General features: G+C 44.8%; 12 protein-coding genes. 11 read left to right on the forward strand and 1 reads right to left on the reverse strand.

Annotation, left to right across the window (positions count from 1 at the left end):
* Window positions 1-94 precede the first annotated feature (94 nt).
* The 10 genes from LPKJCM_RS11045 to LPKJCM_RS11085 all read left to right on the forward strand — a co-directional run bounded on the left by LPKJCM_RS11045 (window position 95) and on the right by LPKJCM_RS11085 (window position 12667).
* Window positions 95-745, forward strand: coding sequence for an NAD(P)-dependent oxidoreductase (locus LPKJCM_RS11045; protein ID WP_057961295.1), 651 nt, complete (start codon window positions 95-97; stop codon window positions 743-745).
* A 119-nt stretch (window positions 746-864) separates the two neighbouring features.
* Complete coding sequence (locus LPKJCM_RS11050; protein ID WP_057961294.1) at window positions 865-3288, forward strand: leucine-rich repeat protein; 2424 nt, start codon at window positions 865-867, stop codon at window positions 3286-3288.
* A 352-nt stretch (window positions 3289-3640) separates the two neighbouring features.
* The gene (locus LPKJCM_RS11055) at window positions 3641-4672 is read left to right on the forward strand and encodes an ABC transporter ATP-binding protein (protein WP_057961293.1); all 1032 of its coding nucleotides are present in this window, start codon (window positions 3641-3643) and stop codon (window positions 4670-4672) included.
* Window positions 4659-5639, forward strand: a complete 981-nt coding sequence (locus LPKJCM_RS11060) for an ATP-binding cassette domain-containing protein (protein WP_057961292.1) — start codon at window positions 4659-4661, stop codon at window positions 5637-5639. The genes LPKJCM_RS11055 and LPKJCM_RS11060 overlap by 14 nt, the downstream gene beginning before the upstream one ends.
* On the forward strand, window positions 5639-6598 hold the full coding sequence (locus LPKJCM_RS11065; protein WP_057961291.1) for an ABC transporter permease: 960 nt from the start codon (window positions 5639-5641) through the stop codon (window positions 6596-6598). The genes LPKJCM_RS11060 and LPKJCM_RS11065 overlap by 1 nt, the downstream gene beginning before the upstream one ends.
* A gap of 12 nt (window positions 6599-6610) precedes the next feature.
* Window positions 6611-7564, forward strand: coding sequence for an ABC transporter permease (locus LPKJCM_RS11070; RefSeq protein ID WP_057961290.1), 954 nt, complete (start codon window positions 6611-6613; stop codon window positions 7562-7564).
* 94 nt (window positions 7565-7658) lie between these two features.
* Complete coding sequence (locus LPKJCM_RS11075) at window positions 7659-9458, forward strand: oligopeptide ABC transporter substrate-binding protein (RefSeq protein ID WP_057961289.1); 1800 nt, start codon at window positions 7659-7661, stop codon at window positions 9456-9458.
* A gap of 276 nt (window positions 9459-9734) precedes the next feature.
* Window positions 9735-11624: a S53 family peptidase gene (locus tag LPKJCM_RS11080; RefSeq protein ID WP_057961288.1), complete on the forward strand. Its 1890-nt coding sequence runs from the start codon at window positions 9735-9737 to the stop codon at window positions 11622-11624.
* Between the two features lie 116 nt (window positions 11625-11740).
* Window positions 11741-11989: a hypothetical protein gene (locus LPKJCM_RS13630; protein ID WP_225364191.1), complete on the forward strand. Its 249-nt coding sequence runs from the start codon at window positions 11741-11743 to the stop codon at window positions 11987-11989.
* A gap of 33 nt (window positions 11990-12022) precedes the next feature.
* Window positions 12023-12667 carry a glutathione S-transferase C-terminal domain-containing protein gene (locus LPKJCM_RS11085; protein ID WP_225364192.1) on the forward strand — a complete coding sequence of 215 codons (645 nt, stop codon included), beginning with the start codon at window positions 12023-12025 and terminating at the stop codon, window positions 12665-12667.
* Between the two features lie 119 nt (window positions 12668-12786).
* Here the strand turns inward: LPKJCM_RS11085 and LPKJCM_RS11090 are convergent, their stop codons facing one another.
* On the reverse strand, window positions 12787-13806 hold the full coding sequence (locus LPKJCM_RS11090; protein ID WP_057961336.1) for a zinc-binding alcohol dehydrogenase family protein: 1020 nt from the start codon (window positions 13804-13806) through the stop codon (window positions 12787-12789).
* Between the two features lie 170 nt (window positions 13807-13976).
* Between LPKJCM_RS11090 and LPKJCM_RS11095 the strand changes: the two genes are divergently transcribed.
* A complete protein-coding gene (locus LPKJCM_RS11095) occupies window positions 13977-14330 on the forward strand; it encodes a winged helix-turn-helix transcriptional regulator (RefSeq protein WP_057961335.1) in 354 nt (117 codons plus the stop codon).
* Window positions 14331-14581: the final 251 nt, after the last annotated feature.

The following is a 14581-nucleotide window of genomic DNA, read 5'->3' on the forward strand; positions in this document are numbered from 1 at the left end:
GTGATCATGCCAAATAGTTGACCGACTATATAGGTCGACAGATAATTAATTTGTGACGGACGAAAAAAGCAAAAAAATCATTGGAGGCTTTGATATGACATTAAAAGTTGGCATTATCGGCGCAACCGGCATGGCCGGCAGTGCGATTACTGAGGAAGCAGTGGATCGTGGATTTGAAGTAACCGGATTTGTTCGTAATGCAGAAAAGGCAAAGGAAGTGCTGCCTGATACCGTCAAGCTGGTGGTCAAAGATGCCTTTGATATCCAGCGGGTCGATGTTCAGGACTTGGACGTGTTGGTGGATGCCTATGCGACTCATAATATGAGCCACGCATACAAACACGTTGACTTAGCTGCCCGGCTGATCGAATTTGCCAAAGAGGCCGACAAGCCACGGCTGTTCTTCATTTTGGGCGCTGGCAGTTTGGAAACTGAGAATGGTCATCGATTCGTGGAAAAGTTAGAAAAAGTGCCCAATAGTGAGTCGTTCATTGAGATTCCTCGTCAGCAGCTCAAAGAGTATCAGCTGTTAACCAATACCAATCATGTTGATTGGGTGGCCGTTTCGCCGAGCGCCACTTTTAAACCCGGTGATGCGACGGACTATGTACTTGGTCAAAATGATCTCCTGACAAACCCTGAGGGCAAATCCGAAATTACTGCCGGTACGATGGCAAAAGTGATTAATGATGAGATTGAACATCCGGCGCACCATAATGAACGGTTTACGGCGGTAGATAAGTAAAGAGGCATACTAAAACATTAAGATTAGTAAAGTATTATGTATTTGTAACGGTTAATTTTTAAATAACACCTATAATTATCCGAAGAGATTAAGTTAAATTGATTCTGGGGGATTTTTATATGAATAGATCTAAGCTGGTAGCAGCGCTTTTAACACTGACTTTGGGGGTTGGAGCCGGTGTTTTAGATATGGATTACTTTTTGTTTGCACCGACTCTTGTCCAGGCTGCTGATGTAAAAAACACAGCACAACCAAATCAGCAGTCTGACTTTAAGTGGACCTATGATCCAACTAATAAGACGGCTACATTGACAGGACTCAGCATCTGGGCTGGTCAGAGTGGCGATTCTGCCAACGTTGTCATTCCAGATACTGTGAGTGACAATGGAACCACCTATAAAGTAACTGAGATTGGGCAAAATGCGTTTGCTTTTCAAAATAATATGACCAGTGTGACATTACCGAAATATCTAACTACGATTGATCAAAGCGCGTTTCCCTATTTGGACAAATTGGTGAACGTTGATTTTTCTCAGGCGACTGGTCTAAAGACGATTGGTGATCAAGCTTTTGTTGCACTCAAGCAAGAGACGCCTATCACTTTACCCGATTCGGTGACTTCAATTGCGTCGCTTGCCTTTGCATACGCGGCGACAAATCAGGTCACATTGGGGCGAGATACGCAGGAAGTTGGTTTTAAAGCTTTTGCTGCAATGCCTAATTTGAACAAGGTGATTCTCAACGCCAGCTTGCCGGCAATCGGGGCCCAAGCGTTTGTGTACGACTCTAATCTAACTGACGTCAACTTTACGGAAGCGACCTCATTGAAAACAATTAGTGAAGGCGCCTTTATTTATACTGGGTTAAAAGCGTCACTAACATTACCATCGAGCTTAGAAACAATTGGTACCCAGGCATTTGCCGGTAATCAGTTGACTAAGATCAATTTTGACGAGAATTTGAAAATGATCGGAATATCCGCCTTTGCTTATAATCAACTGGTGGACACGATTACGATTCCAAAGGGAGTTACTTCGATTGGGGGCCAGGCATTTATTGGGAATCGCATCAGCGGTATTGATGTGCTAGGAACACCTACAATTGGAACTGACGCCTCTTCGGAAAATAAAATTACCAAAATCGCAAATTCAACTGGCAAACTGGCAAGTCACGGGGCGGTCAATCAGATTGCCACAGCGACCGCAGAAAATGCCACCTTGTCAATTGGTGACTTGTTTAATATTGACACAAATGATAAGAAAAATTTAGATCTTGATCTATCAAATCTTTCTAACAATGTCACTTACGATCAGGATACTGGCAAATTTAAGATTCCAAGAAACACTAAGCAGTTTTCATTCAGTTGGGCGCTGACAGCTGCCAACGACACGGTTTACTCTGGAAACTATACCGTTGATTATCAAGCTCCAACCATCCCCCCTTCTAAAGGAACGGCGACCTTAACCGACGGCTCTAAAACTTATGATGGTAAAAAGGTAAGTCAGAGTCATTACGCACCAACGTTGACCTTACGGAATACAAAGGGGGTCACGGTGGCTACAATCATGTTAAATTCGGATCAATACGTCATTGATCATGATGGATCAGCGGTTGGTACTTATCAAATTTCCTTGAGTCCCAATGAAATCAAACGGTTGCAAGACCAATATCCCAACGACGACTTTGGCTTAACGAGCGTTAAAGCAACTTTCAGAATCAACGCGGCTTCAACGCCTGGGGGAAATGGTGGCGGAAGTAACGTGACACCAAGTAACCCAAGCACACCGTCTGAGCCATCGCCAAGCGATCGTTCCTCATCTTCAACTCTGGTTGATCAACCAGACAATATTGCTCAAATGGGAACGGTCGTGTATGCCGTTAAAAAGATTGGCCTTTATAATGCTAAGAACTTTTCAAAGGCAAATCGGCAGACATGGTATGTCCAAAAACCAAGGATTTACCGGCCGATGTTTGTCGTGACCGGCTATACCCGTGATGCGAAAGGGCATTTGCGTTATCAGGTGCGAGATGTCAATCATTTAACTAAGAACCGCCATGAGACGGGATATATTACTGCTGATTGGCAGTCTGTCCGTCCGGTTTATTATGCAAAGCGCCACTCAACCATGACGGTCATCAGCCCCCAAGGTGTAAATGGGTACAAGTGGGCAAACTTAACCGGTAAAATCAAAAAATACAGGCAAGGGACCACCTTAAAGGTCAAAAAAGTCGTCACGCACAATTTGACAACCAGATTTGTCCTAACGAATGGTCAATATATTACCGGCAATCGTAAGCTGGTCGAAATGGGTCATCGTACCTTTCCGGTGAAGGTTCAAGCCAAAGGCACCATTAATCGGTATGCCAACTTTGGCTTAACTAAGCGTAATCAACACTACGCAAAGAAAGTGCACAAGGTTTTCAAGGTTTATGGGTTTGACTATTCACAGGGCAACAGTGTGATCCGCCATGGCACCTTGAGGTATCGAGTGACAGGCGGCTATATCACTGGTAATGTTAAATATATTAAGATAATTAAATGATTAACAACTGCGCTGCTCAATTAGATTTCTCTAATTGGGCGGCGCTTTTTGATTTGTTTTGATAATGGACTTTCCTCAGAAATTGATGGTTTTTAAATATACCCGCATGGTAGGTGTGTGACAACTATTTATTTTGAATCTTAGAAAGTGCCAGAATCCGCTTAGAATCGGTGATTATCTTTGTTCGTCATGAAGGCTTACTCAAAAATTTACCAAAAACACTTAACATGGTTTGAAATTAGAATACAATGAGAATATAATAACCTCCAATTAATTAATGGCAACACAATTTATCAATCTTTAATATTCTCTTCATTTATACATAAATACATTGGCAAAAGGAGACATTCTCTTGGTTGAGACAAATAATGACCAATTTTTGAGCATCAAAAATGTTAGTACCGCATTCAAAATCAACGGTCAATTCTATGATGCCGTTTCAAACGTCAACTTGGAAGTCAAGCATGATGAGATTCTCGCGATTGTGGGGGAGTCTGGCTGTGGCAAGAGCACACTTGCAACCACCATCATGGGATTACATGACCCTGAGGAAACGAAAATATCGGGAGAAATTGACTTTGAGGGTACCGATTTATTAAAGCTTGACGAACAAGGTTATAACAAAGTCCGCGGCGCCAAGATTGGCATGATCTTCCAAGATCCCTTGTCGGCATTGAACCCACTCAAACGGATTGAAGACCAGATTCAAGAAGTGATGGTCTACCATACTAAGATGAATGAAAAACAGCGTCATGCCCGGGTGATTGAATTGTTGAACCAAGTGGGGATTGAAGATCCTGAACGAACCGCGCACCAGTTTCCCCATCAACTTTCAGGCGGAATGCGTCAGCGGATTATTATTGCGATCGCCATCGCTTGCAAGCCCGACTTAATCATTGCCGACGAACCAACCACTGCGTTGGATGTGACGATTCAGGCTCAAATTCTGGACGTTCTCAGAGATATTCAAAGAGAAAACCATGCCGGAATTATCCTGATTACTCATGATCTTGGGGTTGTGGCTGAAACCGCTGACCGAGTCGCCGTGATGTATGCCGGCCAGATTGTTGAACAGGGAACGGCTTCCCAGATTTTTAATGAACCTAAGCATCCATATACCCGATCACTGTTGCGATCGATGCCACAGCGCGACAACGAAAACGATGAACTTTATGTGATTCAAGGGATGGTTCCGTCGCTGCAGAAGATGCCTAAAGCAGGCGATCGTTTCGCGCCACGAATTCCGTGGATCCCCGCTTCGGCACACGAAGCCCAGCCAAAAATGCATGATATTGGTGACAATCACCTTGTCCGCTGCACCTGCTACAAAGACTTTTATTTCCCAGACCAAGTAAAGGAGGGTGCCGGTCATGAGTCTAATTGAAATTAACGGATTGAAGGTCCATTATCCCATCCGCGGCGGCTTCTGGAACCGGGTGGTCGACAACGTCAAAGCGGTTGACGGAGTCACCTTCGACATCGAAGCCGGCGAAACTTACGGCCTGGTTGGCGAGTCTGGATCGGGCAAATCGACGACCGCTAAGGCCATCATTGGCTTGGAAAAGGCAACCGCTGGAACGGTTATGTACAAAGGAAAAGATGTTACCAAAGGCGAAAATCGCCGCAAGCTCGACTATAACCGTGATGTGCAAATGATTTTCCAGGATTCACTTTCGAGCTTAAATCCCCGCAAACGAATTGAAGATGTGATCGCCGAGCCACTACGAAATTTTGAGCATCTCGATAAGGAAGAAGAAAAGCTCCGGGTCCTGCAATTATTGGATATTGTTGGTTTGGACGCCGATGCCTTATACAAATATCCCCACCAATTTTCAGGGGGTCAACGACAGCGAATCGGGGTTGCCCGAGCTGTCGCTACCCACCCGAAATTGATTATCGCTGACGAACCGGTATCCGCCCTGGACCTCTCCGTTCAAGCCCAAGTCTTGAACTTCATGAAGAAAATTCAACGCCAGTTTGGTATTTCCTACCTCTTCATTTCCCATGACTTAGGGGTTGTTCGCCACATGTGCAAGAATATTGCGATCATGACCCGCGGCCGGATCGTTGAGGTTGGCACCAGAGACGACATTTACAATAACCCGATGCACATTTATACCAAACGCCTGCTGGCTGCGATTCCGGAAACGAACGTGAATCACCGCGAAGCCCACCGCAAGCATCGATTAGAAATTGAGAAGATCTACCAAGAGCAGCAGAAAACTTATTATGATCAAGACCGCATGGCGTTTCCACTGGTCAAAGTCTCACCAACCCATTCGGTAGCCTTACCGCCCGAGTTAGCTAAGAAATTCGAACAACAATCTGAGAATAAGGGGGTCAACGTCTGATGTGGAAAACAATTTTACGCCGGGTCTTAATTATGATTCCGGAACTAATTATCTTGAGCATTTTGGTTTTCTTGCTGGCTAAGGCGATGCCCGGTGATCCGTTTACCGGGTCAATCAACCCTCGAGCTGATCCTGCTCAAATTCACCATTTAATGGCCATTCACGGACTCTATGACCCATGGTACCAGCAGTACTGGAACTGGGTGGCCCATCTGTTCCATGGCGATCTGGGGATGAGTTATGAGTATCAGGAACCAGTTGTTGATCTGATTCAACAGCGTGGTGCCAACACTTTGTGGCTCGCATTATTCACAATGGTCTTAACTTACGGGATTGGTCTGCCGCTTGGGATGTACGCTGCCCATCATGAAGGCAAACTGCAAGACACTCTGGTACGTGTATATACATATGTCACAATGTCGATTCCATTCTTCGTTGTTTTAGTTATCGGAATTTGGATTTTTGGTTATGCATTGAACTGGTTCCCAACCAGTGGATCGGTTTCTGCTCAGGCCAGTGGACTTGGTGGGACGGTGTTGTCCAGGCTGGATCACATTATTTTGCCAGGGCTTCTAGGAGCGTTGTTTGGAACGGTGAATATCGTTCAGTATCTGCGTTCTGAAGTGATCGATGCCAAACATTCCGATTATGTCCGAACCGCCCGCTCCAAAGGGGTGCCAATGAAGGACATCTATCGCCACCACATCTTCCGTAACTCACTATTGCCAATCGCGGCGTTTGCCGGTTACTCGATCACAGGCCTGCTGGGTGGGTCGATCTTTACTGAAATGGTCTTCTCTTATCCAGGTATGGGGCTCTTATTTTTGAACGCCATCAACTTCCGGGATTACACCGTCATTACCGCCTTAGTGCTGCTGTATGGCTTCTTGAACTTGCTGGGAACTTTGCTTTCAGACATTGTCTTGAGTATCGTTGACCCACGAGTTCGGGTTGAATAGGGGGTGCTGAAGATGAAACGAGATATTGAAGACGCAACGACCATTTCAAAAGCTGACCTCGCTAAACTAACCAAAGAAGCCAACGAAGAAGCCACCCCGTCACGGCTTAAAATCATGTGGGGGGAGTTCAAGGCTGACAAACCGGCGTTGGTTTCCCTCTTCTTATTAGTATTCTTTATTCTGTTTGTGATTATCGCTTCAGAATTCATTGATGTTCCCAAAATGATGGAAACTAACATCATGGGCTACTACAATAAGCCCTTCACCCCGGATTACTGGCTGGGTGCCGATGCCGGTGGTCGATCGATTGTCAAAGAATTAATTGTTGGTTCACGGAACTCAATTTCGATTGCGATTGGTTTGACGATCATCTCATCAACTTTTGGTATCTGCTGGGGCCTCATTTCTGGGTACTACGGCGGCTTGGTTGATTTGGCCATGCAACGGGTTTATGACTTCATGATGATCATTCCGATGCTGATGACGATTATTGTGATTGTGACGATTATTCCACATTACAACGCCATCACTTTGACGTTGATCCTGTCGATCTTCTATTGGATGGGAACGTCCCGGCTGATTCGCTCGCGGACGTTGGCTGAATCGCAAAAAGATTATGTCGCCGCTTCTAAGACCTCTGGTACCAGTAACTTTAAGATTATTTTCAGAGAAATCATGCCCAATATTTCTTCGTTGATCATCGTTGATACTACTTTGTCATTCGCGGAAAATATTGGGGTTGAAACTGGGCTGTCATTCTTGGGCTTTGGCCTGCCAATGGGAACGCCATCACTAGGAACCTTAATCGCCAATGCTAACGACCCTGAAAATATTACGCAATACTGGTGGACTTGGCTGCCTGCCGCAATTGAGATTATTATTTTGTGTCTGTCAATCAGTTATATTGGCCAAGTTATGCGTCGAACCACCAACGCTGCTCAACGGCGTGGTCAGGATCAAAAGTAAAAAATGAGCATTAAAGGAGATGATGCGGTTTTTGCATTTTGAGGTGAGGTTTCGTTGGTAGTGACGTTCGAATAAAGATTTGGAGGGATGTTTCATGAGCAAAAAGAAATGGCTTACGGCTGGAATTGCGATGCTGTCGGTTATGACACTGGCTGCCTGCTCTAATGGTAAGAGCAGTGAATCCGGCGCTGGTAAGCATGTATCAATGTCAGCTACATATAGTGGCCCTGGTAAGGCGACTACTGCAGGAAATAATAGTACACTAAAGATTGCAGAGGTTAACGATGCACCGTTTGCAGGAATCTTTGCTCCAACTTTGGTAACCAACGCTGAAGATTCAGATGTCTTTTCGCCTGGTGGCGAAGGTAGCTTATTCAATGTTGGCAAGGATTATAAGATTATTGATCGCGGACTTGCAAACCAAAAGATTAATCGTAGCGCTAAGACTATTACCATTACCTTACGAAAAGATGCTAAATGGTCAAACGGAGCAAAGGTAACTGCTAAGGATGTTGAATATCCATACGAAATTATTGGTAACAAGAACACCACTTCTCAGCAGTATTCTGCAGACTATGCCGCAATTAAGGGAATGGCATCCTACCATGCTGGGAAAGCTAAGACGATTTCCGGGATTACCTTCCCTGATGGTCAGAATGGGCGGACAACCGTTATTCATTACAGCAAGATGTCACCTTCAATGAAGTATGCTGGGAATTCATTCGTTTGGACAACGGTTGAACCCTACGAATACTATAAGGGAATTCCAATCGCCAAGCTTGCTTCATCAAGTAAAGTTCGTAAGAACCCGATCTTCATTGGGCCTTACAAACTTGATAAAGTGGTTCAAGGTGAATCGACTAGTTGGTCACCGAACAAGTATTACTATGGCAAGACACCCAAAGTTAAGCACATTACCATTCAAGTTGTTTCAACCAATAATGCGTTGGCAGCATTTAAGTCGAAAAAATATGACTTTGTTGCCGGTGGTGCTAACTCAGTGATGCCATCCAGTCAATACCCTAAGTTCAAGAAGCTAAGCGATTACGGTATTGCCGGAACGCCTTCGATGGGCTATGACTACTTTGGATTTAACGTTGGTCACATGGACACCAAGACTGGTTTGAATGTTATGGACAAGAATTCCAAGATGGCTAACAAAAATCTTCGTCGAGCAATGATCTATGCTGCGAATGTTAATGCTGTTGAGAAGAAATTTGGAAACGGTGTTTCTTGGCAAGCGAATACCTTGATTCCACCTGCATTCAAGGATGTTTATGATGCCAAGAATCCTGGCTTCAAGTACAACATGAAGAAAGCCAAGTCACTGCTTGATAAAGCTGGCTACAAGAAGAGCGGTAAGTGGCGGACTGATCCAAATGGCAAGAAGCTGGTCATTCATTTGGGTGCAATGCAAAGCTCAGCTGCTACCGAAGCTGAATATCAATTCTATCTGCAACAATGGCACAAGCTTGGTTTGAACGTCAAAATGACTGGCGGGAAGCCAATGGAGATGAACAGCTTCTATTCAACTTTGCAGAAGCCAAAGCAAACTTCAATTGATGTTTTCTTGGCTTCATGGTCGCTTTCAACAGAACCAACGCCCACTCAAATCTATGGTGTTGACGCACCGTTTAACATGGGTCACTTTGCAACTAAGAAGAATACCGCGCTGATGAAGAGTTTGAATAATAACAAGGCATGGAACGCCAAGTATCGGGCTCAACAATACAAGAAGTGGCAACGGTACATGAACAGTCAAGCTGCTTATGCGCCTGAAAGCTTCAGTATGGCTTGGAGTCCAGTTAACAAGCGGGTTAAGGGTTACAGTGTTGCACCAACCAACAACGAATTCTGGAGCAACCTCTCATTAACTGCCGCAAATCCAAAATAATTTAGATCACCTAGTGGTTTGAATTCGATAGTCTTATAGAAGCATCCTAAAAGTCATCTGGCTTTTGGGATGCTTCTCTATGTATAAATACCCAACCCAATTAGTCCTGTAACATTCTTGACATATTCGGCCGAAACGTGTATGCTCGCAATAATTGGAGATGTTTTTGGCGCCTCGCAAATTGCGCCCGTTACATAATATACAGTCCTGATGATTGGGGGATTATTCAGAACCGGTGTACTTCGACCAATATCATATTGAAAGAGGTTGGGAAGAATGAAGACAATCAATCGTTGGCTGGTCGGATTGGCCAGCTTAGCATTATTTGTGTCCGCAGCACCAATGACTCAAGCAGCAACGCATCAGAAAGCTGCCGGGAAAGATCCTTATGGGATTCAGAAGATCCTTAAGCAACTAATGGCCAAAAAGACCATGTCCCCTAACAAACAAATTCAGTTGGACATTGTTTTGAAGCCCCAAAATGAAGATCAAATTGCCAATCAGATTTATGCCGTGAACACTCCGGGGAATCCTGACTTCAAGAATTTCTATACGCCACAGCACTTCCGTGACCAATTTGGTCAGCCGGCAAGTGTCACTGGTCAATTCAAGCCGTTTTTCAATAAATATCATCTGAAATCAAGCACCTTTTCAAATGGGTTGATCATCAAGGTGAGCGGGAAGGCTAAGAATGTTAACAAGGCATTCTCAACCAACCTGCAGACGGCAACTTATCATTCCAATCCAGTCCAATTCTCATCAAAGAAACCGGTGATGCCTGCGAACTTGGCTGACAAGGTGCTGACCGTGTTGGGGGTAACCACCTTCAATCAGGGCGGCAGCGGCATGGTTTCCAGTAAAGCCAAAAGCAAAACGCCCACTGGCAAGATGAACCCGAAGAATGCGCCAAGTAAATTTGTTAATCACTACAATTTAAAGCCACTGTACGACAAAGGTTATCAAGGTCAGGGACAAACTGTTGGGATTATTACCTTTGCCGGCTTTAAGAAGAGTGACGCTGAAACCTTCTGGAAGGGTGAAGGGCTTGATGTGAAGCCAAACCGTCTGAGCGTTAAGAAGATTGCTTCACCCGTTTACAGTTCAACCGGCTCCGTCGGTCCGCTGGAAACGACACTTGATGTTGAACAATCAGGTGCGATTGCTCCCCAAGCCAACGTCCGTGTCTACCAGGCTAACTGGAGTGACGTTGGGTTGACCAATGCTTACGCAACCGCATTCGATGAGAACAAGGCCAGTTCACTGTCAATGAGTTGGGGCCTAAATGAATATGTCACCCATTATTTGAACCAGAAGAAATTGCTGACACCGGTTTATGGTCAAGCAATGAGTCTCTTAATGGCTCAGGGTGCCCTTCAAGGGATTTCCAACTTTATTGCTTCTGGTGATACTGGTGCTTATGGTATGGGCGTCGGCGGCACGTTTGGCCCGATTAACATTCCTAATTACAGCACCTATGCTGATTTTCCATCAGACAATCCATGGGTCACTTCGACTGGTGGTACCACGTTGCCATTTACCAAGAATCTTGGCGGTGGTGTCAAGATCTCTGTCGACAAGGAACGAGCATGGGGTGCCGACTATCTGTACAAAGCATATGCTAAGAATCGCAAGTTATTCCAGACTAACTTGACGGCACTACAAGCATTGTATAGCGCTGGTGGCGGTGGTATTAGTAAGCTCTATGATACCCCTGCATACCAACAGGGTGTCTCTGGAGTTAATACCTTTAACGCGCGTCAATACCTCTCTAATTTGATGCAGCCGAGTCCAAACCCGGTTCTGGTCAGCGGAACACAGTACGGGCGAAATTATCCTGATGTGTCAGCTAATGCTGATTCCTTCACTGGTTATCAGATCTACACCAAGAAAACTGGCTGGAGAACGGTGGGTGGTACCAGTGCCGTTGCCCCACAATTTAACGGTGTGACTGCTGTCATTAATAGTGGGAAGGGAACTCGAATGGGCTTCTGGAATCCACAAATTTATGCATTGGCACAGAATCCGGACAAGACCCCATTTACAGTGCTGGACAGTGATTCGAACAACTCTAACCTGTACTATGTTGGGCAACCTGGTAAACTTTATAACCAGGCAACCGGACTTGGAACCGTGAACTTTGAAAAGCTGTATGACAGTTATCAATAAATAGTTTTATGTATTCTAATAGAAGGAACTCTTCAAATGAGGAGTTCCTTTTTGGCTGACAAAGTGTTAAGAAGCATGTACAGTTAAAGCAATTAAGTTAGATGGGAGCGATTGTGATGCGTAAAACAATTAACAACGGGGATGCTTGTGCACTGCCCACTCAAAAGGGCGATCAGGCGCCATTCTCAAAGAAATTTTCTACGGGTGAACTGCCGGTCGAACCCAACCGTTATCACTACGTCTGGGCTAAGTTCTGTCCCTGGGCAACCCCAGCCGCCATCATGATTGACTATACCGGCCTCAATCAAGTGATTTCTAAGTTTGCGACCGATCCGTTGAGGCACCCCGGCATTGACGATGATTGATTCTTTGGCAAGCATGCTGACGATGAAGATCCGGTGCTTCACACGACCCGTTTATCTCAGAATTACAAAAAAGCCGTCCCAAATTTTTCGGCACGGCCAACGGTTCCAGCGTTGATTGATTCAACCACGGGTGGCGTGGTCAATGATTCTTCTCGAGATATTATGTTTGAATTGGGCGGATCTTGGCAAGCTTATTTTGATAAAAAGGTGCCTGATGTGTACCCAGATGATTTAAAGTCTGAAATTGATGCCATGAATACGCGAATTATCACCGACATCACGTCAGTTCCGGGTAAGATTAGCGACGTTGACTCACAGGCCGAGTATGAGATGCTCTTCAATCAGTACTTTGATCGCCTGGAGCGGTTGGACGAGCGGCTTGCCGATAAGCGGTTCTTGATGGGTGATCACATTACACTGTCCGATTTTTGGCTGGTGGTCAGCCTGATTCGTTTTGACGTGGTGTTTTATTTTAAAAGCAAGCTGAACAAAAAGCGCTTGGATGATTTCCCCAATCTTTGGCGGTATGCGAAGGAATGCTACCAGATTCCGGCATTTAAGCAGAACACTGACTTTACCGCTATTAAGCAGCACTTCTTTCAGGTGAGCGATGAGCCGGTAACTTCCATTGATCGCGTCATTCCTGGTGGGCCGGATTTGAGTACGTGGGCGGATTAATTGCCGGTATATTTGGTGAGCGTTATGCAGGCTGATACACTTGATTGGCATATTAATTCGTAACTGCATCGATTATCTATTATTGGCATATGGATTGGACTTTCCTGGAAGTTTGAGATTTAGATATTGCTGATGGCAACTTTTCCAATCATATGGTTAGTTTCAACTAGTTGATGAGCCTGCCTGAGGTTATCAACGCTGATTGGCTTGATAACTTTTGTCACTGTGGAATGAATGGTGCCGTTATCCAGTAACTGAGCGATTTGCTCCAAAATTTCGTGTTGGCTAATCATGTCAGCAGTGTGGTAATAGGATTTGGTGTACATCCACTCCCAGTTAAACGATACCGACTTTTTCGTCAGCTTCTGGAGGTCGATATTGTGGTGGTTTTCAGTGATCGCTGCAACCTTTCCTTCTGGACGAATTAATTCAGCAATCTCATTCCAGTGGCCGTCTAAATCGTTCAAATTCAAAATGTAGTCAACATACTGGTACCCCAGACTGCGGACTTCGTTCACCAAATTTTTCCGGTGATTAGCAGTTTTGTCGGCACCATTTTGTTTTGTCCATTTGATGGTTTCCGGCCTGGACGCTGTCGCGATGACAATTAAACCTGCCCAATGTGCCAATTGAGTGGCGATGGAGCCGACACCGCCTGAACCATTGATAATTAGAATCGTTTTCTGGTGGTTGGCATCTCGATTCTGAGGGTTGATTTGCAGCCGTTCGAACAATGCTTCCCAGGCAGTCAAACTAGTCAGTGGCATACCGCCAATTTCGGCCGGCTTGAGCTTAGTTGGGGCGTGGCCAACAATCCGTTCATCGACGAGTTGAAAGGCGCTATCTGACCCAGGACGGCTAAACGACCCAGCATAAAATACTGTGTCACCAGGGTGAAACAGGGAGACGTCGCCGCCAACCTCGGTGACGAGGCCATAGGCATCCCAACCAATCACTTTGGGATGTTTCAAGACCCCGTGTCCCCCTTTTCGCACGCCAATGTCCACCAGATTGACCGATGTTGAAATAATTTTGACTAATAAATCATGCCCGCTTGGGGTGGGAATTATTTCCTCAAATTCAACTAAACTTTCTGAATCTGTAATGGGTAAATGCTCTGTAAAGCCAATTGCTTTCATTTTTGTCATGGTTATTCTCCTCTCACCTAACAATTCAAGTCTAGAACGATTAGATTTTCTGACAAGAAGTGAATTTTTAGTTACATAGTTACAAATTTTTCACTGTGAGGAATTGCCACGGCGGCATAAAGGCCATATGATTGAAGTAATTAGGGAAGAGGTTGATGGGCATCAAACGTCATATTTATAATTGCCAAGCAGGCTGTCCGGTCGAAAGTACGCTACAGATTATTTCTGGTAAGTGGAAAAGTGTGATCATCTATCATCTTTTAGAGTCGACACAAAGGTTCAACGGCTTGCAGAAACAAATGCCTGACTGTTCAAGAAGGATGCTATCTTTGCAGCTTCATGAACTACAGGCGGATGGGGTTATTCAAAAAAAGGTTTACCCAGAAGTTCCACCGAAAACAGAGTATTCATTGACCAGTTTTGGTGAGACTTTGAAGCCGGTTATTCTGGCGATGGCGAGCTGGGGCGATATGTATAATCATCGGCAGGAATATGTCGACGATAACGTGAAATAAATGTTTGGGCTGGAAAGCTTAGAGAAAATTAACAAAAAATTGGATTAGTTCAGTGCGTGATGGTAGCAGCTCTTTGGTGATGGCTGTCTCATTAATTATTCCTTAGCCCCTATTATCCGTTTGACGACGCCATGACGTACAATTGACGTCACACCGTCATCGTGAGATAATACCATATAAGACTTGTGGTCAGAAGTCAAGTAGGTGATACGTAAAATATTGATAGTTCTAATTGTGAGGAGAGTATACTT

The organism is Lentilactobacillus parakefiri (assembly GCF_002157585.1).
Lineage (GTDB): Bacteria > Bacillota > Bacilli > Lactobacillales > Lactobacillaceae > Lentilactobacillus > Lentilactobacillus parakefiri.

Bases quoted from the DNA above. Each gene is read 5' to 3' on its own strand.
- LPKJCM_RS11060 (WP_057961292.1), top strand. From the start codon at position 4,659: ATGAGTCTAATTGAAATTAACGGATTGAAGGTCCATTATCCCATCCGC.
- LPKJCM_RS13630 (WP_225364191.1), top strand. From the start codon at position 11,741: ATGCGTAAAACAATTAACAACGGGGATGCTTGTGCACTGCCCACTCAA.
- LPKJCM_RS11045 (WP_057961295.1), top strand. From the start codon at position 95: ATGACATTAAAAGTTGGCATTATCGGCGCAACCGGCATGGCCGGCAGT.
- LPKJCM_RS11070 (WP_057961290.1), top strand. From the start codon at position 6,611: ATGAAACGAGATATTGAAGACGCAACGACCATTTCAAAAGCTGACCTC.
- LPKJCM_RS11050 (WP_057961294.1), top strand. From the start codon at position 865: ATGAATAGATCTAAGCTGGTAGCAGCGCTTTTAACACTGACTTTGGGG.
- LPKJCM_RS11075 (WP_057961289.1), top strand. From the start codon at position 7,659: ATGAGCAAAAAGAAATGGCTTACGGCTGGAATTGCGATGCTGTCGGTT.
- LPKJCM_RS11065 (WP_057961291.1), top strand. From the start codon at position 5,639: ATGTGGAAAACAATTTTACGCCGGGTCTTAATTATGATTCCGGAACTA.
- LPKJCM_RS11080 (WP_057961288.1), top strand. From the start codon at position 9,735: ATGAAGACAATCAATCGTTGGCTGGTCGGATTGGCCAGCTTAGCATTA.
- LPKJCM_RS11090 (WP_057961336.1), bottom strand. From the start codon at position 13,806: ATGAAAGCAATTGGCTTTACAGAGCATTTACCCATTACAGATTCAGAA.